The organism is Mesorhizobium sp. WSM4884 (assembly GCF_029625675.1).
Lineage (GTDB): Bacteria > Pseudomonadota > Alphaproteobacteria > Rhizobiales > Rhizobiaceae > Mesorhizobium.
Genome location: NZ_JARTVO010000021.1, coordinates 1 through 22,918 on the forward strand (window position 1 = coordinate 1; position 22,918 = coordinate 22,918).

Sequence of the window (22,918 nt, forward strand, 5' to 3'; positions counted from 1 at the left end):
TCGTCACGGTGGCGCGGGACCAACGCCCAATCAGCTCTTAAACTGATTCAACGCAATCGTGAGGTTGCCTGATGAGCAACGCCGAACTCGCAATCGCCCTGCTCCAGGCCTGCCAGCAGCGCGGCATCATGCTGGCCACGGCCGAAAGCTGCACCGGCGGCATGATCATTGCGGCGCTCACCGACATTGCCGGCTCTTCCGCCGTGGTCGACCGCGGCTTCATCACCTATTCCAACGAAGCCAAGATGGAGATGCTCGGCGTCTCCGCCGCGACGCTCGACGCCTATGGCGCCGTTTCGCGCGAGACGGTGCTCGAAATGGCAACCGGCGCACTAACGCATTCGCGCGCCAGCCTCTCGCTGGCTGTCACCGGCATTGCCGGTCCGAGCGGCGGCTCGGCGGAAAAGCCGGTCGGTCTCGTCTGGTTCGGGATAGCACTTGCCGGACAGCCGGTTATCGCCGAGCGCCAGCTGTTTGCGCATAAGGGCCGCGAATTCATCCGCCACGAGACGGTGCGGCATGCGCTGCAACTCGGACTTCGCGCGGTTGGTGAAGATCAGGCGAGGTAAGGATCAGGCAGGTTTTGTGCCGTAGATCACGTTCGCCCGTTTTTCGAATGCTTCGGAGAACATGCGGAAGGCACGGTCGAACATCGTGCCCATCAGCGCGCCGAGGATGCGGCTCTTGAATTCGTAGTCGATGAAGAAATGCACTTCGCAGCCATTGTCGGCCGGGTCGAAGCGCCAGATATTGCTGAGATATTTGAACGGGCCGTCGATGTATTTTACGTCGATGGCGTTCTCGTCGGGCTTAAGCAGAACCTGCGTCGTAAAAGTCTCGCGGATCGCCTTGTAGCCGATGCTCATGTCGGCGACGAGGATGGTGCGGCCATCGCGCTCCTTGCGAGAGCGCACGGCCAGTGCCTCGCAGAGCGGCAGGAATTGCGGATAGGCCTCGATATCCGCCACCAGCGCGAACATCTGTTCCGGCGTGTAGGCAACGCGGCGGGTGGCTTCGAATTTCGGCATCTAACCGGTCAGCTGGCTTTTTCGAGCTGGGCCTCGCGCGCCGCGCGCAACCTGGCGAAATCCTCGCCGGCGTGATGCGAGGAGCGCGTCAGCGGGCTCGACGCAACCAGCAGGAAACCCTTCGTCTTGCCGATCGTCTCGTAGGACTTGAATTCGTCCGGCGTGATGAAGCGGATCACCGGATGGTGCTTCTTCGAGGGCTGCAGATACTGGCCGATGGTCATGAAGTCGACATTGGCCGAACGCAGGTCGTCCATGAGCTGCAGCACTTCGTTCCGTTCCTCGCCCAGACCGACCATGATGCCGGACTTGGTGAAGATCGACGGATCGAGTTCTTTGACGCGCTGCAGCAGCCGGATCGAGTGGAAATAACGGGCGCCCGGCCGTACCGTCAGGTAGTTCGACGGCACGGTTTCGAGATTGTGGTTGAAGACGTCGGGCTTGGCCTCAACGACGATCTCCAGCGCGCCATCCTTGCGCAGGAAGTCGGGCGTCAGGATCTCGATCGTCGTCGAAGGGGCGGCCACGCGGATGGCATGGATGACGTCGGCAAAATGCTGCGCTCCGCCGTCGTCAAGATCGTCGCGGTCGACCGAGGTGATGACGACATGGCTGAGGCCCATCTGCTTGACCGCGTGGGCGACACGCGCCGGCTCATCCGGATCGAGCGCGGTCGGGATGCCGGTGGCGACGTTGCAGAAGGCGCAGGCGCGCGTGCAGATCTCGCCCATGATCATGAAGGTGGCGTGCTTCTTGTCCCAGCATTCGCCGATGTTCGGGCAGCCAGCCTCCTCGCACACCGTCACCAGCTTGTTCGACTTCACGATCTCGCGCGTTTCGGCATAACCCTTGGAAACCGGTGCCCTGACGCGAATCCAGTCCGGCTTGCGCAGCACTTCCTGGTCCGGCCTGTGCGCCTTTTCAGGATGCCGCGGGCGCGGCGCATTGGCGATCGTGTCGAGAACAGTGACCATCTCAAACCCTTCGCGGCCGCCGGCGTCGCGGCCGCCTGTCTGCGTCATCTAGGACTTTTCGGAGCAAAGAAAAAGGCCGCGCCGGCGCATGCCGCCACGGCCATTTTCGCATAACGGATTTCGCTGGTGCTCAGCGCCTCACCAGCCGGCCGACAAAGATCAGCAGGCAGGCGCCGATGAAGCCGGTGATGAGATAGGCCACCCAGCCGACGCCGAATGACTGGATGTTGAGAGCCTGCAGGATCGCGTTCAGCACCACCGCGCCGACGATACCCATGATAATGTTCATGAAGATGCCGGTATTGCTCTTCATGACCATCTCGGCGAGCCAGCCCGCCAGACCTCCGATGATGATGGCTGCAATCCAGCCGACGCCATTCAAGTGCATCTGCCAACTCCTCCTGTGCCAGTTGGACGTGCATCCGGATATGAGCGGCCTTGCCGTCAGGATTCTCCGGCTGCCGAGTATGAGTCTCGCGCAGCCAATCTATCATCGATTTGCGATTTATCATGCGTTCAAAGCACGGCCATAGGCGTCGAGCACGCTTTCCTTCATCATCTCCGACAGTGTCGGATGCGGGAAGATCGTGTGCATCAGCTCTTCCTCGGTGGTCTCCAGGTTCATCGCCACGACGAAGCCCTGGATGAGCTCGGTCACCTCGGCGCCGATCATATGCGCGCCGAGCAGCTGGCCGGTCTTCTTGTCGAAGATGGTCTTGATGAAGCCCTGGTCCTCGCCAAGCGCGATGGCCTTGCCGTTGGCGCCGAACTGGAAACGGCCGACGCGAATGTCCTTGCCTTCGGCTTTGGCCTTGGCTTCGGTGAGGCCGACCGATGCGACCTGCGGGCTGCAATAGGTGCAGCCGGGGATCTTCAGCTTGTCGATGGCGTGCACGCCAGGGAAATTGGCGATCTTTTCAACGCAGACCACGCCCTCGTGCTCGGCCTTGTGCGCAAGCATCGGCGGCCCCGCCACATCGCCGATGGCGTAGATGCCGGGCACGTTCGTCTTGCCGTAGCCGTCGACCACGACGCAGCCGCGCTCCGTCTTCACGCCGAGCGTCTCGAGGCCGAGGTTCTCGATGTTGCCTTGCACGCCGACGGCCGAGATCATGCGGTCGGCGGTGATCTTCTCGACCTTGCCGTCCTTCATCTCGACATGCGCGGTGACCGAGTTGGCGCCCTTCTCGACCTTGGTCACCTTGGCTTCGAGCAGGATCTTCATGCCCTGCTTCTCGAACTGCTTCTGCGCGAATTTCGAGACCTCGGCATCCTCGACCGGCATCACCGCCGGCAGCAATTCGACCACCGTCACCTCGGCACCCATGGTGCGATAGAAGGACGCGAACTCGATGCCGATGGCGCCCGAGCCCATCACCAGCAGGGACTTCGGCATCTCCTTCGGCACCATCGCCTCGAAATAGGTCCAGATCAGCTTGCCGTCCGGCTCGATGCCGGGCAGCGCGCGCGGCCTGGCGCCGGTCGCCAGGATGATGTGCTTGGCGGCGTAGGTGCCCTCGCCCTTGACACCTTTCGGCACCGGCGGCTGCGGCTCCATCGGCTTCTTGGCTGTCTTGGACACCACGATCTCACCCGGCTTTGTGAGTTTCGCCTCGCCCCAGATAACGTCGACCTTGTTCTTCTTCATCAGGAAGGCGACGCCGCCATTCAGCCTGAGCGAGACCTTGCGCGAACGGTCGACGACGGCGGCCGTATCGGGGCTGACCTTGCCGTCGAGCTTCAGGCCGTAATCCTTGAGATGATCCGAATAGTGCATGATCTCGGCCGAGCGCAGCAGCGCCTTGGTCGGGATGCAGCCCCAGTTGAGACAAATGCCGCCGAGATGCTCGCGCTCGACGATCGCCGTCTTGAAGCCGAGTTGGGCGGAGCGCACCGCAGTGACATAGCCGCCGGGGCCTGAGCCGATGATGATGACGTCGTAGTTCTCAGCCACGGGTTTTTCTCCCTGATCTTTCTCGGGGTTAGAGTGAGAGCATCACACGCACGAGCGGGGCCAGCGACTGGCCTATCCGGCGCGTGTTTTCCGCATCGAGATGGACACCGTCGAGCGGCGTGGTCGTCGCCACGCTGCCGGCATCGAAGAAGCCACAGCCGGCCTCGTCGGCAAGTGTCGAATATTGCGGCGCCAGCCGCTTCGAGGCATCGTCGCCGCCGGCGAACATTTCCTTGAACTCGGCATTGTCGGTGCGGGTGACAGTCGGCGGCGCAACAATCAGGATTTGCGGCGCCGACCAGTCGAACGGATAGTCGTGGCCGCGCACGATATCGACCAGGCGCTGCATGCCCTGCTTGGCGGCGACGGGATTACCGTGGATCCAGGGCTTCATGTCGTTGGCGCCGAGCATGAAGATGACCAGGTCGAGCGGCGCGTGCGTCGTGAGGATCGTCGGCAGCGTCCTCGCCCCATTCCGGTCGGCTCCGGCCAGGTGATCGTCGAAGGCGGTCGTGCGGCCGTTCAATCCCTCGGCAATGACCTCAATGCCGTCGCCCAGTGCTGCCTTCAGCACACTCGGCCAGCGATCTTCCAGCGCGTGGCGGCCGAGGCTGGCGGCGTCATAGCCCCAAGTCAGCGAGTCGCCATAGCAGAGGATTGTCTTCATGCGGTTGCCCCAACTCTGTCGAAATCTGACCACGAGCATCTGACGCGCCGGCGTGCGACCAGCTCGCCAGCGGGATCGGAAACGATGAAGGCGAAAAGGCCGGTGAAGATTTTCCGCACCGCCTTTTCCCCTCCTAGACCAGCATGCCCATCGGGTTTTCGATCATGCGCTTGAAGGCGCCGAGCAATTCAGCGCCGAGCGCGCCGTCGACGGCGCGGTGATCGGTGGATAGCGTGACCGACATCACGGTGGCGATCTTGATCTCACCTTTCTTCACCACCGCGCGCTCCTCGCCCGCGCCCACCGCGAGGATCGTCGCGTGCGGCGGGTTGATGACGGCGGCGAAGTCCTTGACGCCAAACATGCCGAGATTGGACACGGCGGTCGTACCGCCCTGGTATTCCTCGGGTTTCAGCTTGCGGCTGCGGGCGCGGCTGGCGAGGTCCTTCATCTCGTTGGAGATGGTGGACAGCGTCTTTTCGTCGGCATGGCGGATGATCGGCGTGATCAGGCCGCCGGGGATCGACACGGCGACGCCGACATCGGCGTGCTTGTGCTTGACCATGGCGTTGTCGGTCCAGGAGGCGTTGGCGTCCGGCACCGCCATCAGCGCCATGGCCATCGCCTTGATCACCATGTCGTTGACCGAGAGCTTGTAGGCGGGAATCTCGCCCTTCTCGGTCTTCTTCATCGGCGCCGCGGCATTGAGCTGCGTGCGCAGCGCCAAGAGCGCGTCGAGCTCGCAGTCGAGCGTCAGGTAGAAATGCGGGATGGTGCTCTTGGCCTCGACCAGGCGGCGCGCGATGGTCTTGCGCATATTGTCGTGCGGCACGAGCTCGTAGGAGCCCTCGGCGAAGTGCTTCAGCACCTGATCGTCCGACATCGGCTTTGCCGCGGGGGCCGGAGCGGCCGGCGCAGCCGCAGGAGCCTTGGCGGCAGGCGCCGCCTTGGCGCCGCCGGAAGCGATCGCCGCCTCGACGTCGGCCTTCACCACGCGGCCGTGCGGACCGGAACCGCTGAGCGCCGCCACGTCGACGCCGGCATCCTTGGCGATGCGGCGGGCAAGCGGCGATGCGAACACGCGCTCGCCGCCGGCATGGCCGTTGGCGACCGGAGCGGGCTCGGCCTTCGCCGGCACGGGCGTCGCGGCTGCCGGCTTCGGCGCTTCCTTGGGAGCCTCGGTCTTCGGCGCTTCCGCCTTGGGTGTGGCCCCGCCGTCGGCTTTTGCAGCCGCACTGGCATCCTCGCCTTCACCGGCCAGGATAGCGATCACGGCGTTGACCTTGACGCCTTCGGTTCCGGCCGGAACGACGAGCTTGGCGACGGTGCCTTCATCGACGGCCTCGACTTCCATCGTCGCCTTGTCGGTCTCGATCTCCGCGATCACGTCGCCGGGCGAAACCTTGTCACCTTCCTTGACCAGCCACTTGGCGAGATTGCCCTCTTCCATCGTGGGCGACAGGGCCGGCATGGTGATGTTGATTGGCATCGCTCACTCCTGAATGAATTTGAACAGGCCGCGCATGACCGTCAGCGTGGCGACGATGAAGACCGGCGGCAGGACGCCGAAGTGGAAACTGCTTTTGGTCATTTCCAGGCTCATCATGCCGCCCGTCTGGTCGACTTGGGCAGAGCCGGTCGCGACAATTGCGAGAACAAGCGAAGCGATACCGCTGAGCATCAGCAGGATCGCATCGAACTTGCCCGTCATGGAGCGCACCAGAAAAGCAACCCCGACGGTGGGAACGATGACCGCGGCCAAGATCCAGAAGGACGGCATCGGCGTCGTTCCTTATCGATAGGTGACGGCTTTGACTGCCTCGACGACCTCGCCGACATTGGGCAGCGCCAGCTTCTCGAGGTTCGCCGCATAGGGCATCGGCACGTCCTTGCCGGCAATGGTGATCACCGGCGCATCGAGGAAGTCGAAGGCGCGTTGCGACACTTGGTTGGCGACGTGATCGCCGACCGAGCTCTGCGGGAAGCCTTCCTCCACCACCACGAGACGGTTGGTCTTCTTCACCGAGGCGATGATCGTGTCGAAGTCGAGCGGACGGACGGTTCGCAAATCGATGATCTCGGCGTCGATGCCCATGCCGCGCAGCTCGGCTTCCGCCTTGACCGCGTAGGTCATGCCGATGCCGAAGGAGACGATGGTGACGTCCTTGCCCTGCTTGTGGACACGCGCCTTGCCGATCGGCAGCACGAAATCGTCGAGCTTCGGCACGTCGAAGGACTGACCGTAGAGGATTTCGTTCTCGAGGAAGATGACCGGGTTCGGATCCCTGATCGCCGCCTTGAGCAGGCCCTTGGCGTCGGCCGCCGTGTAAGGCATCACCACCTTCAGGCCGGGGATATGGCTGTACCAGGCGGCATAACACTGCGAGTGCTGGGCGGCGACGCGGGCGGCTGCGCCGTTCGGGCCGCGGAACACGATCGGCGCGCCCATCTGGCCGCCGGACATATAGAGCGTCTTGGCGGCCGAGTTGATGATCTGGTCGATCGCCTGCATGGCGAAGTTGAAGGTCATGAACTCGACGATCGGCTTCAGGCCGGCCATCGCTGCCCCGACGCCGACGCCGGCAAAGCCATGTTCGGTGATCGGTGTGTCGACCACGCGCCGCGGCCCGAATTCCTGCAGCAGGCCTTGGGTGATCTTGTAGGCGCCCTGGTACTCGGCGACTTCCTCGCCCATGACGAAGACGTCGCCGTCGCGGCGCATCTCTTCGGCCATCGCGTCGCGGAGCGCTTCGCGCACCGTGGTCGACACCATCCCGGTACCGGCGGGAATGTCGGGGTCGGCGGCAATCTCGGCCTTCGGCGCGGCGGCGACGGGCTGCGGCTTGGCGGGAGCCTCTTCCCGCGCAGCAGGCGCCGGCGCTGCGGCGGTCTCAGCCTTGGCAGGCTCTTCGCCGATGCCTTCGCCGGCCTTGTCGACGTCTTCACCGTCGACCGCAAGCACGGCGATCACCGCGTTGACCTTGACGCCTTCGGTGCCGGCAGGAACCACGATCTTGGCGAGCGTGCCTTCATCCACGGCCTCGACTTCCATCGTCGCCTTGTCGGTCTCGATCTCGGCGATCACGTCACCGGCGACGACCTTGTCGCCTTCGTTCTTCAACCACTTGGAAAGATTGCCCTCTTCCATCGTCGGCGAGAGCGCGGGCATGAGAATTTCGATCGGCATGTCCTTGCCCTCCCCTTAAAGCAGCACGTCGGTCCAGAGCTCGGACGGATCCGGCTCGGCGTCGTTCTGGGCGAATTCGGCGGCATCGGCGACGACGTCGCGAACCTCCTTGTCGATGGCCTTGAGCTCGTCCTCGCTCGCCCATTTCTTGTCGAGCAGCCGCACCCTCACCTGCTCGATCGGATCATGCTCGGAGCGCATCTTCTGCACTTCCTCCTTGGAGCGGTATTTCGCCGGGTCGGACATCGAGTGGCCGCGATAGCGATAGGTCTGCATTTCGAGGATCAGCGGGCCGTTGCCGGCGCGGCACCATTCGGCGGCGACGTCGCCGGCCGCCTTGACGGCGCGGACGTCCATGCCGTCGACCTGGATGCCGGGGATCTTGAACGAGGCGCCGCGGTTGGAGAAGTCGGTCTCGGCCGATGAGCGCGAGACGGACGTACCCATGGCGTAACGGTTGTTCTCGATGATGTAGATCACCGGCAGCTTCCACAGCGAGGCCATGTTGAAGCTTTCGTAGACCTGGCCCTGGTTGGCGGCGCCGTCGCCGAAATAGGTCAGCGAGACATTCTTGTTGTCGCGGTAGCGGTTGGCGAAGGCGAGACCGGTGCCTAGCGACACCTGCGCGCCGACGATGCCGTGGCCGCCGTAGAAATGCTTCTCCTTGGAGAACATGTGCATGGAGCCGCCCTTGCCCTTCGACAGGCCGCCGCGGCGTCCCGTGAGCTCGGCCATGACGCCGCGCGGCGACAGTTCCATCGCCAGCATGTGGCCGTGGTCGCGATAGGCGGTGATCATCTGGTCGCCCTCGACCAGCGCCATTTTCATGCCGGTGACGACGGCCTCCTGGCCGATGTAGAGGTGGCAGAAGCCGCCGATGAAGCCCATGCCATAGAGCTGGCCGGCCTTCTCCTCGAAGCGGCGGATGAGCAGCATGTGCCTATAGGCGGAAAGCTCTTCTTCCTTGGTGAATTCGACCGGCTTGGGGGTGGAAAGGACCGACGATTTGCCGTCGGATCTGGATTTGGACTTGGCAGGCGCTTTTCTGGCGGCGGTGGCCATGCATCACTCCCTGTTGGCGTCTCTTCGCGGACATTCAGGGAGAGCGACCGTCTCCCCACCGATTTGAGCGAGGCTAACACGCAAGGATGCATTGCGCTATGCTGAAAAATGCATGGCTGGCATGCATCTAAGCGGTTAGAATCATTGCAAATAAATACGATTAACCGAAATCCGGTTATTTCGCAGGCGCGGGCAGCATTATGATGATTTCGTCGGGCTGGGACAGATTGAGCGCCTTTCGGGCCTGCTCGTCAAGCATGTCCTTTTCCAGCGTGCCTTCATGCATGAGCTGGACACGACGTTCCAAGTCGACCCGGCGCGCCTTGACGGTGTCGAGCTGGGCCTGCAGTTCGGCGGCCTGGGCCTGCAGCCGATATTTGGAATAGATGCCGAACTCGCCGTGATAGGCATGGAAGCCGAAATAGGCCAGGAACAGCACGCAGAGTGACGGAATGATCAGCCTGCCGGTGTTTCTCTGCTTGTGCTGACGTGTCCACATGACCCGAAACCCTCGCTGCCGCGAACGCAAGCGGCCATCATCTCTCTTTTCGCCCAATTGTGCTTAATGGGGGGTTACCGACGGTCGGGCGCGAGGTTCGCAGAAACAAAAAAGGGCGGGATGACCCGCCCTTTTGCTGGTTCGGAACGAGCTTGGATCAGCCCTTGACCACCGACTTGCCGGCATAGCGCGCCTGCTTGCCGAGCTCCTCTTCGATGCGGATGAGCTGGTTGTACTTGGCCATGCGGTCCGAGCGCGACAGCGAGCCGGTTTTGATCTGTCCGCAATTGGTCGCGACCGCGAGGTCGGCAATGGTCGAATCCTCGGTCTCGCCCGAGCGGTGCGACATGACGGCGGTATAGCCCGCCTTGTGCGCGGTTTCGACGGCGTCGAGCGTTTCGGTCAGCGAGCCGATCTGGTTGACCTTGACCAGGATGGAATTGGCGACGCCCATGCGGATGCCGTCGCGCAGCCGCGCCGTGTTGGTGACGAAGAGATCGTCGCCGACGAGCTGAACCTTCTTGCCGATCAGGTCGGTGAGTATCTTCCAGCCTTCCCAGTCGTCCTCGGCAAGGCCATCCTCGATGGTGATGATCGGGTAGTCGGAAGCGAGCTTGGCAAGGTATTTGGCCTGCGTCTTCGGATCGCGGGTCTTCTTCTCGCCCTCATAGACGTAGTTGCCGTCCTTGAAGAACTCGGTGGCGGCGCAGTCGAGACCAAGCGCCACATCCTCGCCCGGCTTGAAGCCGGCTTTCTCGATCGATTCCATGATGAAGTCGAGCGCCGCCGGCGCGCTCTTAAGGTTGGGGGCGAAGCCGCCCTCATCGCCGACATTGGTGTTGTGGCCGGCGTCCTTCAGCTTTTTGCGCAGCGTGTGAAAGATCTCCGAGCCCCAGCGCACGCCGTCGCGCAGCGTCGGTGCGCCGACCGGCAGGATCATGAATTCCTGGAAGTCGATCGGATTGTCGGCATGGGCGCCGCCATTGATGATGTTCATCATCGGCACCGGCAGGATGTGCGCCTTGGTGCCGCCGACATAGCGGTAGACCGGCAGGCCGGCGGCCTCCGCTGCGGCCTTGGCGACCGCCAGCGACACGCCGAGGATGGCGTTGGCGCCGAGGCGGCTCTTGTTCGCCGTGCCGTCGAGCTCGATCATCGTCTGGTCGATATGGATCTGGTTCTCGGCCTCCATGCCGCCGATCGCCTCGAACAGCTCGCCGTTGACCGCCTCGACCGCCCGCTCGACGCCCTTGCCGAGATAGCGCGGCCCGCCGTCGCGCAGCTCGACCGCCTCGTGCGCGCCGGTCGAGGCGCCCGACGGCACCGCGGCGCGGCCCATCGAGCCGTCTTCCAGCACCACGTCGACCTCGACGGTCGGATTTCCACGGCTGTCCAGGATTTCACGCCCGACAATGTCGATGATGGCGGTCATTGCGATGTCCCCGATTGATCGATTGAAGCGTCGCGCCCCTCTTAGCCAAAGCACCGCAAAAGGCAATCGGACCGCCCGCAAATATTGCCGGCGCCATGATTCACGAAGCGCAAATTTCTGTCATCATAAGTCATGCGCATGACCGGCCCTTCTGAACTATGATCGGGTTCGCGCGGGGCGAAACAGGAGGAGTTTCGCCATGTCCCAGTTGAGCGGTATCGTGAGTTTGTTCCTGATCGCGGCGGCATTCCTGACTTCGTGCGACAGTCAGAAACCCCAGCAAAGCTCGATGGAGCTTTCTACCCTCCGCGCGGCCGAGTAGAGGTCCAGAAACGCGGAGGCCCCCGGATTTTTCCGGGGGCCTCCGATTCCAATTCGCCGCTCGCCGTCAATGCCAGTAAGGCGCTACGTGGTAGTATTCGAACGACGCATCGCGTGCCGCTTCGCCGTCGGCGCCGGTCAATTCCTTGATCGAGTACGCGGGCGCCGCCTTGAGCTGATCCTTGGTGAAAGGCACGACGTAGCCGCCCTTGTCCGCGTCATAGTCGAGGCTAGCCCATGGGATGGCGTGATATTTCTCGCCCATGCCGAGGAAACCGCCGAAGCCGATGACGGCGAACATGATGCCGTTCGACATCTTGTCGAGCATGACGTCCTCGACGCTGCCGATGCTGCTGCCCTCGGTGTTGTAGACCGACGTGCCGATGACGCGCGAGGCGGCAATGGCTTCGGTGTGCCCAGACGGGGTGGTCATTGTGGTGCTCCTCTCAGGTTGAATGCCTGTTTTGACAATGAGGGGAGCGAACGAAGGTTCCAGACTTTTCCGCTGGCGCCTGATGCTGGTCGGTGAGGATGAACGTCACCTTCATGTTGACCCGATAGGGGGCGGAGATCTTGCCGTTCTCGACCACGATCTTCTGGTCCTGGATCCAGGCGCCTTCGACGTTCTTCAGGGTCTTTGCCGCGCGCGCAATGCCCTTCTCGATCGCGTCCTGAAAGCCTTTGTTGGACGACGATGTGATCTCGGTGACACGGCGACGGACATGGCTTCCTCCTGCCAAGGCGCTCAGTTGCGCGGGGAGAGCGTACAGCCGGCCAATTGCAACCACAAACCGGCGCAGGAGTCAGCAGGATACCGCTATCAGCGCCCCTTGGCGACGTGGTCGAACGCCATCAGCTTTTCAAGTAAGGCCGGCATGTCCTTGAGGGGCACCATGTTGGGGCCGTCGGAAGAGGTCGAGTTGTCCGGATCATGGTGGGTCTCGATGAAGACCCCGGCAACGCCAACGGCGACGGCAGCGCAAGCCAGCGTCGCGACGAAGCGCCGTTCGCCGCCGGAGGAGCCGCCCTGCCCGCCCGGCTGCTGCACGGAATGGGTGGCGTCGAAAATCACCGGCGCGCCGATCTCCGCCATGATCGGCAGAGCGCGCATGTCCGACACCAGCGTATTGTACCCGAAAGACGCGCCGCGCTCGGTGACCAGCACGTTGGCGTTGCCGGAACCGGTGATCTTGGCGACGACGTTCTTCATGTCCCACGGGGCCAGGAACTGGCCCTTCTTCACGTTGACGATCTTGCCCGTCCGCGCCGCGGCGACAAGCATGTCGGTCTGGCGCGAAAGGAAAGCCGGTATCTGCAGGACGTCGACATGCGGCGCAACGATCGCGCATTGCTCCTCGGTGTGGACATCTGTCAACACCGGGATGGAGAAGGCCTTGCGCAGGTCGTCGAAGATGGGCATCGCCGCCTCGAGGCCGGCGCCGCGCGTCGCCGACAGCGAGGTGCGGTTCGCCTTGTCGTAGCTCGTCTTGTAGACGAGCCCTATGCCCAGCCGCTCGGTCAGTTCCTTTAGCGCGCCGGCCATGTCGAAGGCGTGCTGGCGCGATTCGAGCTGGCAGGGGCCGGCGATCAGCGACAAGGGCGCATTGTTGGCGAAGACGACCTTGCCGACGGTTACCGATGCATTGGGCGCCAGGGGCTCGCTCATGGGATCTCCCGAAAGATGAAGGCTGCGCCCTGACCGGGCGTCGGCGGCACGACGATCTCGTCGCCGCTCATGTCGTGTTCGATCGCGTTGGCCGCAAGTAGCCGGGTGGCGGCGGGAATGCTGCGAACCGCAAAGATGATGGCCGCGAATCGGAGATCCGAGGGGTTCCCTGCCGATACACCAAAGCGCGAGGCAAAAGCGTCGGGCGTCAGAACGGTCAAAGTCGCGTTGGGCAATCGAACCTTGTCACCGTCGTTCGCGTCCCGGCCGGCGGCGGTCGACAGCAACCTGGCCTGGCTCGAAGGCCTGTCGCTGACCGCGACGATCTCGATGATGCCGGTCACCCCATTGGCATGCGCCTGCAGTGCCGTACGGTCGATCTTCAGCGCATTGATGCGTTGGCAGGCGAATAGGAATGCGTCCGTTGCCTTGCTGTCGGCCACGAACGCCAGTTTGAACGATGCCGTGTCGCTTTTGCCCGTGGTGTCGGTGAAGGCGCGCGAAAAGCCCAGCATGTTGCCGGCAGACAGCCCTGCTTCGACATAGCGTGCTTGGTCGGCATCGGCATCGGCGGTTCCGAACACGACTGCGGAGAAGCCCTCGTCGCCAAGCCTGCTGCGGTAAAGGCGGTCGCGCGCGACGAAGACGTTGCCTTCACCTATCGCCCGATCGGCCGTTTTTTCATCACCGACGGCCAGCGGCTCCAGATAGGTGCCGTCAGCGAAAAAGACGCAGGCGTTTTCGGTTCCGAACGGATGGATGCCGGTCGGCGCGACGACAAAGCCGAGCGACGAAAGGCGCAGCCTTGCGATCTCGAGGCTTCGCGTGGGCAGAACGAGATGGTCGAGCGGGTGTGTCGAAGTTTCGATCATACCGGCGCGGTGTGCCCCATTCCGGAAATCGGTTCAAGGCCCGACGTTCAAGGCATCGATGGAGCGGATTGCCTTTGGCTCAGGCGGCGGCAACGACGTCGGCCGAATAGCGCAGCTCACGCAACGGCTTCACCTTGCTGGTCGTCTCCGCATAGATCGGATGCGCCTTATAGGCGGCCAGCGCCGCCTCGTCTTCGAACTCGGCATAGACGACAACGTCGATCGCGTTGGAGAACAGGTCGACCTTGGTGTTGAGCGTGACCTCGAAATGCTTCGAATGAGGGATATTGCCCAGCGCCTGCAGGCCTGACCGTACGGCCTCCACATCCTCCTTGCGCCGTACGCTGAAGAAAACGATGTGCCGGATCAATCCAGCCCTCCTTGATCGACGGATGAGCGCGTTTTGTGGGAGCAAGGCCGTCGCGTCAACCGGCAACGATGTCGCGCCTGCCGTCGAGGCGGCAGCGTCGGGCCTCAGGCCGCGCCGGTGACGTAGCGTACGATGCGCGACATCTCCCTGACGGTCGCATCGAGATAGTAGCCGTGGTTGTAGAGGCCGTCCCAGATCAGGAAGAAGGTGATGGCGACGATGACGATCACATAACGCATGGCTGAAGCTAGCGCATGTCGCCGGACGGAACCAGAGCGCCTTGGCTGCAATTGTCAGAAGTCACGGTTTTTACGCTTTCAGGTTACTCCTCCGCGATTTGATGCGAATTCGGTGGGCTGGGGATACATGGGAGATTGGACACATGGCGCTCAAACGGATGGACAACGTAGGGATCGTCGTCGATGACCTCGAACAGACGATTGATTTCTTTTGCGAGCTCGGCCTTGAGCTCGAAGGGCGGGCCACGATCGAAGGAGAATGGGCTGGACGGGTCACTGGACTGGGCGATCAGCGCGTCGAGATTGCGATGATGCGCACGCCGGACGGCCACGGCCGGCTCGAGCTCTCCCGCTTCCTCGCGCCGCCTACCGTCGCGGATCACCGCAACGCCCCGGTGAACGCCTTAGGCTACCTCCGCGTCATGTTCGCCGTGGACGACGTCGATGATACGCTCGAAAGGCTCCGCAAGCGCGGCGCGCAGCTCGTCGGCGAAGTAGTCCAGTATAAAGACGTGTATCGGCTCTGCTATATCCGCGGACCTGAAGGGCTTCTCATCGGGCTCGCCCAAGAACTCAGCTGAACACAATGACGAAGAGCGCCCATGTTAGCGCGCGCGTCTCACAACGGGCCCTGCCGCAACTTCAAAGCGTGATGCGGTATTTGGCAAATCCCGCCTCGCCCTCGCCCGCGGGTTCGATCTTCAGCGACTTGACCTGATCGATGAAATCCTTCGCCCTGGGTCCGGTCTCGAAGACGACGCTGGTTCCGGCCAGCGGCGCGAACGACCAGTTGCCGTCAGCCGACGGGTTGATCGTGCCCTCGCTGATAACGTAGCGCACGATCACGTCGCGATTGGTGTCGGGAGCCTCGTAGATGATCTTCGAGGCGTTGATCTCGGGGAAATTGCCGCCGCCGCCCGCCCGATAGTTGTTGGTGGCGACGACGAATTTCGCAGCCGGATCAATCGGTTTTCCGTCGAACTTCAGATCGACGATGCGGCTGGAGCCGGCGTTGGCGATGCCGCCCTTCGAATCGTATTTAGGCGACTGCGACAGGTCGATCCTGTAGGTGACGCCGTCGATGACGTCGAAATTATAGGAGGGGAAGTCGGTGTTGATCAGCGGCTGATCCGCTTTGCCCGGTTCGATCTTGTTGAAGATGCCGGCCGACATCTCCAGCCATTCCTTCACCTGCGCGCCGGTGATTTCCACCGCCCGCACCGTGTTCGGATAGAGATAGAGGTCGGCGACATTCTTGATGGCGATGTCGCCGACCGGGACGTCGGTATAATAGTCGGCGCCGTTGCGGCCGCCTGCCTTGAACGGTGCCGCCGCCGACAAGAGCGGCACCTCCTTCCATTGCGTGCTCTTCAATATGTCCTTGAGGTACCAGCTCTGCGCCTGATTGACGATCTGCACGGACGGGTCGTCGGCGACCAAGGCGAAATAGGAATAGAGCGGCGCGGACGTCTTGCCGACGGGGCGGCGGACATAGGCGAGCGTCGCCTCGTGATCCTGCGCCAGCGCCGCGACGATGCGCTTGTCGTCGCCGACCTTGGCGTTGTTCTTGTTGTCGGCGCGCTCATAGATCGGCCTCGCCTCGGAGGTGGCCGAGACGATCCGCCATTTCGAGCCGTCGCGCTCCAGCAACAGGTCGATCAGGCCCATATGCGAGCCCCAGAAGCCGCCCATCACCGCGGGCTTGCCCTGCAGCGTGCCCCTCTCGGTGTCGACGCCTTCAAGCGCCTGGAAATCCTTCTTGCCGGGGAAGACGAGATGCTGATGGCCGGTGAAGACAGCGTCGATGCCCTCGACGCCGGCGACAAAGAACGAGGCGTTCTCCATCATGTCGCCCTGCTTGACGTCGATGCCCGAATGCGAGAGCGCAATGACGATGTCGGCGCCTTCCTCCCTGATCTGCGGCACCCAGGCCCTGGCCGCCTCGACGATGTCGCGCGTCTTCACTTTGCCTTCGAGATTCTTCAGATCCCAGACCATGATCTGCGGCGGCACGAAGCCGATGACGCCGATCCTGACCGGCTGTTCGGCGCCCGAGCCGTCCTTGATCTTCTTGTCGAGGATCACATACGGCTTGAGGTAGAGCTTGTCGTCGCGCGGGTTGGTGGCAAGCCTGGTGCCGCGGATCAGGTTCGCGCAGACGAAGGGGAAATTGGCGCCAGCCAGCACTTTGTCCATGAAAGACAGGCCGTAATTGAACTCATGATTGCCGAGCGTCGAGCATTCATAGCCGAGCAGGTTCATGCCCTTCATGACCGGATGCAGATCGCCGTCCTTCATGCCCCTCTCGTAGGCCACGTAGTCGCCCATCGGATTGCCCTGCAAGAGGTCGCCATTGTCGATGAGCATGGCGTTGGTGGCTTCCTTGCGCACGGCGTCGATCAATGAGGCCGTGCGCGATAGGCCCATCGTATCGTTCGCTTTGTCGGCGTAGTAGTCGTAGGGGAGCAGGTTCACATGGATGTCGGTCGTTTCCATGATCCTGAGATGCGCTTGATTGGCCTGGGCGCGGGCGGAAAACGGGTGCAGCACGATCAGCGCCCCGCTGGCGGCGGCGCCGGCCAGGAACGAGCGACGATTGACGAACGGTTGCGGCATTGTTTCCTCCTGTTCGACAACGCAACAACCCCTGCCCCGAGCGCCGAACATGGCGTCGAAGGCGTTCCGAGTCCACGCCTGTCGGAAACCTGTTGATCACGACAAGGTGACGCGTCGATGAAAGCAGCGTGGCAGCCAATCAGCTCTTGTCGTCGCCGCCCTGAGTGATCAGCCGCGCGCTGCGCTGCCCGGTAAAATATATCCATAGCCAGCTAAGCGAAACCGCGAGCCGGTTGCGAAAATCGATCAGGAAGTAAATGTGGGCGATGCCCCAAAGCCACCAGGCGAGCCGGCCGGTGAGCTTGATCCAGCCGAAATCGATGGCCGCGGCCCGCTTGCCGATCGTTGCGAGATCGCCGTCATGCCGATAGCGGAACGGACGCGGCGCCATATCGCCGGCGAGCCGCGCCTTGATGGTTGCCGCAACATGCCTGCCCTCCTGCTTGGCGGAAGGCGCCACGCCCGGCACAGGCTTTCCATCCGGCCGCAACAGATGTGCCGTGTCGCCGATGACGAAGATCTCAGGGCTGCCCGGCACGGTGAGATCGGGCTCGACCATCACCCTGCCCGCCCGGTCGGCCGGCGCTTCCAGCCATTCCGCCGCGGGTGAAGCGGCGACGCCGGCTGCCCACAGGATGGTCTTTGCCGGCAGATGCGTGCCGCCGAAGACGACGCCATCGGCGTCCAGATGCGTGACGGCGCGGCCGAGCTCGACTTCTACGCCAAGCCGCTCCAGCGCTTTCTGCGCATAGGTCGAGAGCTCAGGCGCGAAATTGGCCAGGATGCGGTCGCCGGCCTCGATCAGCACCACGCGCGCCTGCCGCGTGTCGATGTTGCGGAATTCGCCGCGCAGCGTGTCATGCGCAAGCTCTACAATAGTGCCGGCAAGCTCTACGCCGGTCGGCCCGCCGCCGACGATGACCAGCGTCAGCAGCGCCTGACGTTTGACGGGATCGATCTCGCGCTCGGCCTGCTCGAAGGCAAGCAGGATGCGGCGCCGGATTTCCGTGGCATCCTCGAGCGTCTTCAACCCGGGCGCGAAAGGTTCCCATTCGTCGTGACCGAAATAGGCGTGGCGCGCGCCGGTGGCGAGCACCAGCGTGTCGTAGGCCAGCGAGCTGCCATCCTCGAGCAGCACGCGCTTGGCGTTGCGGTCGATGCCGGTGACCGTACCCAGAAGCGTCGTCACGTCCTTGCGCCTGCGCAAGAGATGGCGGATCGGCCAGGCGATCTCGGATGTCGCCAGCGAGGTGGTCGCCACCTGATAAAGCAGCGGTTGGAAAAGGTGGTGATTGCGCTTGTCGATCATGGTGATGCGCACCGGTGCGCCGGCAAGCGCGCGGGTGAGTTCGAGGCCGCCGAACCCGGCGCCGACGACCACGACACGATGGCTGGCTTCACTCATTTCATTCCACCTCGCCAAGCGGATACGCCGCCCATCATGTAAGCATTTTGTGCACCGCAACAATGCTGCCACAGACAGCTCAATTGCCTGGGAGTCGTCGCTGGGTGTCGTGAATGCACATGCGGCTCTTCAGGCGGGAGGTATAGCCTGAAGCAAAAATGACGGAGCAAAGCATGATCGACGATCGCGATGACGACGACGGCCCGGCCCAATACGCGTCGCCGCCTTGTTTCATGCACGAGCTCGATCCTGCCTATCAGATGCCGCTGTCCGATTGGGCGGACGTCAGGCGCTGGCGCAAGGCGGAGCGCGAACGACTGATCGGAGCGCGGCTTGCCGTCTCCGCCGATGCGCGCGCGGCTATGTCGGCGCGCATTGCCGAGGGCCTCGACGCCCTGGTCGGCGACGTTGCCGGCCGCATGGTCAGCCTCTACTGGCCGTTTCGCGGCGAGCCGGATTTGCGCGGCTGGATGGCGTCGATCAATGCGCGCGGCGGCCGCACGGCACTGCCCGTCGTCATCGAGAAGGGCCAGCCTCTGGTCTTCCGCGCCTACGCGCCTGGCGACCGGCTGGAGAAAGGCGTCTGGAACATCCCGATCCCGGCCGAGGGCGATCCGGTGCTGCCCGACATCGTGATCTCGCCTGTCGTCGGCATCGATCCCGGCAACTTCCGGCTGGGCTATGGTGGCGGCTTCTACGATCGCACGCTTGCTGCCCTGCCGTTAAGGCCGCTGGTCATTGGCGTCGGCTACGAGTTGCAACGCATCCCCACCATCTATCCGCAGCCGCACGACATCCCGATGGGCGAGGTGGTGACGGAGGTTACGATCACCTAAGTCAGACGGTCCACGTCCAGTCGATCGGATAGTTGAAAATCGGAGTGAACGTCACGCCGGCCGCCTCCATGTCCCTGCGGCCGTCGACAACCATCTCCTTCAGCGTGTCGAGCTGCGCCGCATGCTCTTCCGTATCCCAGACGCTAACTTGCACGACCGAGCCCTTCGGCGAGACGCCCGCATAAAAGCGGAGGAGCCCCGGCAACCGTCTGACTGCCGGGATTATGTACAGAGCGGTCTTCTTGCTTGCGGCGTCGACCTCGGCAAACCGACCCGGGTCGAAGCTGGCGCGCGAAACGCGGACGACGGCGGTTGTCGGCAACGACTCGGGCAAGGTGATTCTGTCTGTCATATCGCTGCCGCAGCCTTCCTATTGGTGATGAGTCCGGACCCTAGGCCATTTCCGGCCTTAAGCCCACGGCAGTCCGGTCAACAATCTCCCGCAGCGCGAAGGACGAGTTGATCTTCGTCACATGCGGCATGGCCGACAGCCATTCCTTGTGGATGCGCTCATAGTCGGCGAGGTCTTTTGCGGCGATGCGCAGGATGTAGTCGTATTCGCCCGACATCAGATGGCAGGAAAGCACGTTCGGACAGCGCTTGATTGCCGCCTCGAAGTCCGACAGCGTCTTCTCGAATTGCCCCGACAGCGATATATGGACGATCGCCGTCATCTGGTGGCCGAGCGCGGCGTTCGACAGCCGCGCGTGGTAGCCTCGGATGGTTCCGGATTTCTCCAGATTGTCGAGCCGGCGCGAGCAGGCCGACTGCGACAGCCCGACCTTCTCGGCAAGCGCCGCGTTGGGGATCCGGCCATCCTTCTGCAAAGTCTCCAGAATGGCGATATCAATCCTATCGAGCGGCATTTTTCGTGATTCCTACGAAGATGCGGGCATTTTGCGCAACGATTATCGAAGACCTGGCGTTACCGCAAGTGCATTCGCAAACACATACGGAACGATTCATGCTTCACTGCGTCTCATGCATGTCGCCCTGAACCGCACGGCGGTTTTGAGGCTTGCGGCATGCCCGGAAATGTCAGGGAGAGCGCCCGTTCAAGGGCCGGACAGGAGAAGAAAATGCGCGTCGGCTGCCCCAAGGAAATCAAGAACCACGAATACCGCGTCGGCCTGACGCCCGGCTCGGTCCGCGAATATGTCGCGCACGGCCACGAAGTGCTGGTCGAGACCGGCGCCGGCGCCGGGATCGGCGCCGACGACAACGCCTATCGCGCCGCCGGCGCCACCATCGCCAAGACGGCCGCCGACGTGTTCGCCAAGTCGGACATGATCGTCAAGGTCAAGGAGCCGCAGCCCAACGAGTGGGTCCAGCTGCGCGACGGCCAGATCCTCTATACCTACCTGCACCTCGCTCCCGATCCGGAGCAGACCAAGGGCCTGCTCGCTTCGGGCGTCACCGCCGTCGCCTATGAGACGGTGACCGACGACCGCGGCGGCCTGCCGCTGCTCGCCCCGATGTCGGAAGTCGCCGGCCGTCTGTCGATCCAGGCCGGAGCGACCGCGCTGCAGAAGGCCAATGGCGGCCGCGGCGTGCTGCTCGGTGGCGTTCCGGGCGTGCTGCCTGGCAAGGTGACGGTGCTCGGCGGCGGTGTCGTCGGCCTGCATGCGGCCAAGATGGCTGCCGGCCTCGGCGCCGACGTCACCATCATCGACCGCTCGATCCCGCGCCTGCGTCAGCTCGACGACATCTTTGGCGGCCGCGTCCATACCCGTTACTCGACCGTCGAGGCGCTGGAAGATGAGTGCTTCTCGGCCGACATCGTCGTCGGCGCCGTGCTGATCCCGGGCGCCGCGGCACCCAAACTCGTCACCCGTGAGATGCTCTCCGGCATGAAAAAGGGCTCGGTGCTGGTCGACGTGGCCATCGACCAGGGCGGCTGCTTCGAGACCTCGCATGCCACGACGCATGCCGATCCGACCTACGAGGTCGACGGGGTCATCCACTACTGCGTCGCCAACATGCCGGGCGCGGTTCCGGTCACTTCGGCGCATGCGCTCAACAACGCCACCTTGCACCACGGCCTGCAGCTTGCCGACAAGGGCCTGAAGGCGCTGGTCGACGACCACCACCTGCGCAACGGCCTCAATGTCCACAAGGGCAAGATCACCAATCGCGCCGTCGCCGAAGCGCTCGGCTACGAAATGGTCGAGCCGAAGGCGGTTCTCGCCGCCTGATTTAGAAGAAAACAGCTTCCTCCTGTCGCGCCCGCCGGTCCTTCCGGCGGGCTTTTTCTTTTCTGGTTCCCGCGCGGGAAATCCGGGCAACAAAAAAGCGGAGCCAAAGCCCCGCTTCCTCGGTGTTGCGATGTGCCGCCGGTCCATCCGCGGTCGGCAATCGATCAACGACTGCCTTTTAGCGCGGTTGTACGACGGGAATACGACAACGTTACTGTCGCGCTCGCCGCTCGAAAATGCCGGCCGCCGCCAATAAGCGTTGTGTGAAGCGTTTCACATTCGGCACTGGGGAAAAATGCCTAGACACGATCCGCCTGCTTGATGGCTTCTGTCGCAGGCTTTTTCCCAACTGCCCGCCAGACCATCGGCGGGCATTTTTTCATGCCCGTTCGATGCGGCACTGGTAGCAATTGTTGCGCGCCGAGCGGACGTGGATATAGGCGATGTCGTCGCGTTCGAACAAAGTCTCGGCGCGAGCCGCGATATCGCTAGTCGGGGTGACGGCGCCGCTGCCGTAGACGATGCGGTCGTCCTTGCCGTAGCCGCGAACGATATAGTCGCTGCTTGCGAGAATCTCTGGCAGCGCTTCCGCGTCCGTGGCGCGTTCGCATTCCTTCGCATGCAGGAAGATCGGTCCGGTTTCGGCGTAAGGCTGAAGTTCGGGGAACGGCCGGTAGGCGAGGATGAGATAGCTCTCGCCTACCGCAACATTCTTCATGCAATGCCGGCAAGGCACGCCGTCGCCGTCGGAAACCCTTCGTTCGGGCGTGAGGCCGTAGGCGTCCGGCCCTCCCCGCTGCAAGGCTCGCACGGCTTCGGTCGGCAGGGCTTTGAACTGGATGCTCATGGCTAAATCTCCGGCGTCGTTACCCGGAAATTATGCCAGCGCGACGGTATCTCCCACCCGATTCTTGCCGAGCGGTCCGCGCGTCGCTCGGAGCGCAGGATCGAAATATTAGGAACCCGGTGGCGTAGGCGCTTCGACGCAGTCGACCGGATCGGCTCCCTGGCGCCCCCTCTTTGCCCCTGACTACGGCCTCATCACGCTCGCCGAGCGCTCGGCGAGGGTCATCGGATGAACGACCTCCCTCTTCTGCGCCACCGGCGTGAAGCCGAGCTTCTGGTAAAGCGGCAGCGCCGCCGGATGATCGAGCGTGCAGGTCTGCACCGTGACGCGCTTCGGTCCATACGACCATGCGGCGGAGATAGCAGCGCCCAGGAACCAGCGGCCAATGCCCTGGCCGTGCGCATGTTCCATCATGCCGAAATAGGCGAGTTCCACTTCGTCCGGCAAATGCGGCTTGAGATCGAAGAAGCCGGCGGGGGAGCCGTCGAGGTAGAGCACCCTGATGTCGCGGTCCTCGCGATGCAGACCGGCGGCCAGTTCCTCGTCGCTCAATCTGAGCACGTTGACCCAGTGCCATTTGCGCCCGACTCGATCCATCAGGTAGCGGTAGAAATGCAGCGGGATGTCCTTGGTCTTCAGCAGCGCGATCTGACGGTTGTAAGGCAGCGGCGGCGACGAGGCCGGCGGCGCGTGCATCTCGAGGAATGTCACCGTGACCTCGATATCCTTCGGCAGACCGTTTTCCATC

At 63.2% G+C, this 22,918-nt stretch carries 27 protein-coding genes and 1 pseudogene; 5 read left to right on the top strand and 23 right to left on the bottom strand.

Translation table 11 applies throughout. The features are described 5' to 3' along the window. Positions 1-71 precede the first annotated feature (71 nt). A complete protein-coding gene (locus P9236_RS25205; protein ID WP_278077353.1) occupies positions 72-569 on the top strand; it encodes a CinA family protein in 498 nt (165 codons plus the stop codon). 3 nt (positions 570-572) lie between these two features. On the opposite strand, the gene P9236_RS25210 is transcribed toward P9236_RS25205, so the two are convergent. The 11 genes from P9236_RS25210 to eno form a co-directional block, all read right to left on the bottom strand. Next, the gene (locus P9236_RS25210) at positions 573-1,028 is read right to left on the bottom strand and encodes a type II toxin-antitoxin system RatA family toxin (protein ID WP_278077354.1); all 456 of its coding nucleotides are present in this window, start codon (positions 1,026-1,028) and stop codon (positions 573-575) included. A gap of 8 nt (positions 1,029-1,036) precedes the next feature. Further along, positions 1,037-2,002, bottom strand: a complete 966-nt coding sequence (lipA, locus tag P9236_RS25215) for a lipoyl synthase (protein WP_278077446.1) — start codon at positions 2,000-2,002, stop codon at positions 1,037-1,039. 130 nt (positions 2,003-2,132) lie between these two features. Next, positions 2,133-2,390: a GlsB/YeaQ/YmgE family stress response membrane protein gene (locus P9236_RS25220; protein WP_059188542.1), complete on the bottom strand. Its 258-nt coding sequence runs from the start codon at positions 2,388-2,390 to the stop codon at positions 2,133-2,135. A gap of 120 nt (positions 2,391-2,510) precedes the next feature. Continuing rightward, positions 2,511-3,956 (bottom strand): dihydrolipoyl dehydrogenase, encoded by a 1,446-nt coding sequence (gene lpdA, locus P9236_RS25225; protein WP_278077355.1) that lies wholly within the window; start codon positions 3,954-3,956, stop codon positions 2,511-2,513. Positions 3,957-3,984: 28 nt separating this feature from the next. After that, on the bottom strand, positions 3,985-4,623 hold the full coding sequence (locus P9236_RS25230) for an SGNH/GDSL hydrolase family protein (protein ID WP_278077356.1): 639 nt from the start codon (positions 4,621-4,623) through the stop codon (positions 3,985-3,987). 133 nt (positions 4,624-4,756) lie between these two features. Beyond that, entirely contained in the window at positions 4,757-6,112 is a 1,356-nt protein-coding gene (locus P9236_RS25235) for a pyruvate dehydrogenase complex dihydrolipoamide acetyltransferase (protein WP_278077357.1), read from the bottom strand. 3 nt (positions 6,113-6,115) lie between these two features. After that, positions 6,116-6,385, bottom strand: a complete 270-nt coding sequence (locus P9236_RS25240) for a hypothetical protein (RefSeq protein ID WP_278077358.1) — start codon at positions 6,383-6,385, stop codon at positions 6,116-6,118. A gap of 30 nt (positions 6,386-6,415) precedes the next feature. Then, complete coding sequence (locus P9236_RS25245; RefSeq protein WP_278077359.1) at positions 6,416-7,810, bottom strand: pyruvate dehydrogenase complex E1 component subunit beta; 1,395 nt, start codon at positions 7,808-7,810, stop codon at positions 6,416-6,418. Positions 7,811-7,825: 15 nt separating this feature from the next. Continuing rightward, positions 7,826-8,872, bottom strand: a complete 1,047-nt coding sequence (gene pdhA / locus P9236_RS25250; protein WP_278077360.1) for a pyruvate dehydrogenase (acetyl-transferring) E1 component subunit alpha — start codon at positions 8,870-8,872, stop codon at positions 7,826-7,828. 175 nt (positions 8,873-9,047) lie between these two features. Further along, positions 9,048-9,371, bottom strand: a complete 324-nt coding sequence (locus P9236_RS25255) for a septum formation initiator family protein (protein ID WP_278077361.1) — start codon at positions 9,369-9,371, stop codon at positions 9,048-9,050. Between the two features lie 157 nt (positions 9,372-9,528). Further along, positions 9,529-10,803 carry a phosphopyruvate hydratase gene (gene eno / locus P9236_RS25260; protein ID WP_278077363.1) on the bottom strand — a complete coding sequence of 425 codons (1,275 nt, stop codon included), beginning with the start codon at positions 10,801-10,803 and terminating at the stop codon, positions 9,529-9,531. 199 nt (positions 10,804-11,002) lie between these two features. Here eno and P9236_RS25265 point away from each other — a divergent pair, with 199 nt between their 5' ends. Then, positions 11,003-11,125, top strand: coding sequence for a hypothetical protein (locus tag P9236_RS25265; RefSeq protein ID WP_278077365.1), 123 nt, complete (start codon positions 11,003-11,005; stop codon positions 11,123-11,125). Positions 11,126-11,191: 66 nt separating this feature from the next. Here the strand turns inward: P9236_RS25265 and P9236_RS25270 are convergent, their stop codons facing one another. The 6 genes and pseudogenes from P9236_RS25270 to P9236_RS25295 all read right to left on the bottom strand — a co-directional run bounded on the left by P9236_RS25270 (position 11,192) and on the right by P9236_RS25295 (position 14,271). Beyond that, positions 11,192-11,557 (bottom strand): PRC-barrel domain-containing protein, encoded by a 366-nt coding sequence (locus P9236_RS25270; RefSeq protein WP_278077366.1) that lies wholly within the window; start codon positions 11,555-11,557, stop codon positions 11,192-11,194. Positions 11,558-11,645: 88 nt separating this feature from the next. After that, positions 11,646-11,864, bottom strand: a pseudogene (locus P9236_RS25275) (dodecin family protein); the annotation flags it as partial. 80 nt (positions 11,865-11,944) lie between these two features. After that, complete coding sequence (kdsA, locus tag P9236_RS25280) at positions 11,945-12,790, bottom strand: 3-deoxy-8-phosphooctulonate synthase (protein ID WP_278077368.1); 846 nt, start codon at positions 12,788-12,790, stop codon at positions 11,945-11,947. Next, a complete protein-coding gene (locus P9236_RS25285; RefSeq protein ID WP_278077370.1) occupies positions 12,787-13,662 on the bottom strand; it encodes a VOC family protein in 876 nt (291 codons plus the stop codon). Before P9236_RS25285 ends, kdsA begins: the two co-directional genes overlap by 4 nt. Positions 13,663-13,741: 79 nt before the next feature. Continuing rightward, entirely contained in the window at positions 13,742-14,032 is a 291-nt protein-coding gene (locus tag P9236_RS25290; RefSeq protein WP_126089306.1) for a Dabb family protein, read from the bottom strand. Positions 14,033-14,136: 104 nt separating this feature from the next. Continuing rightward, positions 14,137-14,271 (bottom strand): hypothetical protein, encoded by a 135-nt coding sequence (locus P9236_RS25295; RefSeq protein ID WP_278077372.1) that lies wholly within the window; start codon positions 14,269-14,271, stop codon positions 14,137-14,139. A 143-nt stretch (positions 14,272-14,414) separates the two neighbouring features. On the opposite strand from P9236_RS25295, the gene P9236_RS25300 reads away from it, so the two are divergent. After that, complete coding sequence (locus tag P9236_RS25300) at positions 14,415-14,852, top strand: VOC family protein (protein ID WP_278077374.1); 438 nt, start codon at positions 14,415-14,417, stop codon at positions 14,850-14,852. Positions 14,853-14,913: 61 nt separating this feature from the next. Here the strand turns inward: P9236_RS25300 and P9236_RS25305 are convergent, their stop codons facing one another. Next, positions 14,914-16,887, bottom strand: a complete 1,974-nt coding sequence (locus P9236_RS25305) for a bifunctional 2',3'-cyclic-nucleotide 2'-phosphodiesterase/3'-nucleotidase (protein WP_278077375.1) — start codon at positions 16,885-16,887, stop codon at positions 14,914-14,916. 139 nt (positions 16,888-17,026) lie between these two features. Then, positions 17,027-18,292 carry an NAD(P)/FAD-dependent oxidoreductase gene (locus tag P9236_RS25310; RefSeq protein WP_278077376.1) on the bottom strand — a complete coding sequence of 422 codons (1,266 nt, stop codon included), beginning with the start codon at positions 18,290-18,292 and terminating at the stop codon, positions 17,027-17,029. 173 nt (positions 18,293-18,465) lie between these two features. Between P9236_RS25310 and P9236_RS25315 the strand changes: the two genes are divergently transcribed. Next, complete coding sequence (locus tag P9236_RS25315) at positions 18,466-19,128, top strand: 5-formyltetrahydrofolate cyclo-ligase (protein WP_278077377.1); 663 nt, start codon at positions 18,466-18,468, stop codon at positions 19,126-19,128. 1 nt (position 19,129) lies between these two features. Here the strand turns inward: P9236_RS25315 and P9236_RS25320 are convergent, their stop codons facing one another. Together P9236_RS25320 and P9236_RS25325 are read right to left on the bottom strand one after the other, a co-directional pair. Further along, on the bottom strand, positions 19,130-19,480 hold the full coding sequence (locus tag P9236_RS25320; RefSeq protein ID WP_278077378.1) for a hypothetical protein: 351 nt from the start codon (positions 19,478-19,480) through the stop codon (positions 19,130-19,132). Positions 19,481-19,520: 40 nt separating this feature from the next. Further along, positions 19,521-19,994 carry an Lrp/AsnC family transcriptional regulator gene (locus P9236_RS25325; RefSeq protein ID WP_059188527.1) on the bottom strand — a complete coding sequence of 158 codons (474 nt, stop codon included), beginning with the start codon at positions 19,992-19,994 and terminating at the stop codon, positions 19,521-19,523. Between the two features lie 213 nt (positions 19,995-20,207). Between P9236_RS25325 and ald the strand changes: the two genes are divergently transcribed. Next, positions 20,208-21,323, top strand: coding sequence for an alanine dehydrogenase (gene ald / locus P9236_RS25330; RefSeq protein WP_278077379.1), 1,116 nt, complete (start codon positions 20,208-20,210; stop codon positions 21,321-21,323). Between the two features lie 379 nt (positions 21,324-21,702). Here the strand turns inward: ald and P9236_RS25335 are convergent, their stop codons facing one another. Both P9236_RS25335 and P9236_RS25340 read right to left on the bottom strand, forming a co-directional pair. Then, positions 21,703-22,170, bottom strand: coding sequence for a DUF1203 domain-containing protein (locus tag P9236_RS25335; protein WP_278077380.1), 468 nt, complete (start codon positions 22,168-22,170; stop codon positions 21,703-21,705). A gap of 183 nt (positions 22,171-22,353) precedes the next feature. Next, on the bottom strand, positions 22,354-22,917 hold the full coding sequence (locus P9236_RS25340; RefSeq protein ID WP_278077382.1) for a GNAT family N-acetyltransferase: 564 nt from the start codon (positions 22,915-22,917) through the stop codon (positions 22,354-22,356). Position 22,918: the final 1 nt, after the last annotated feature.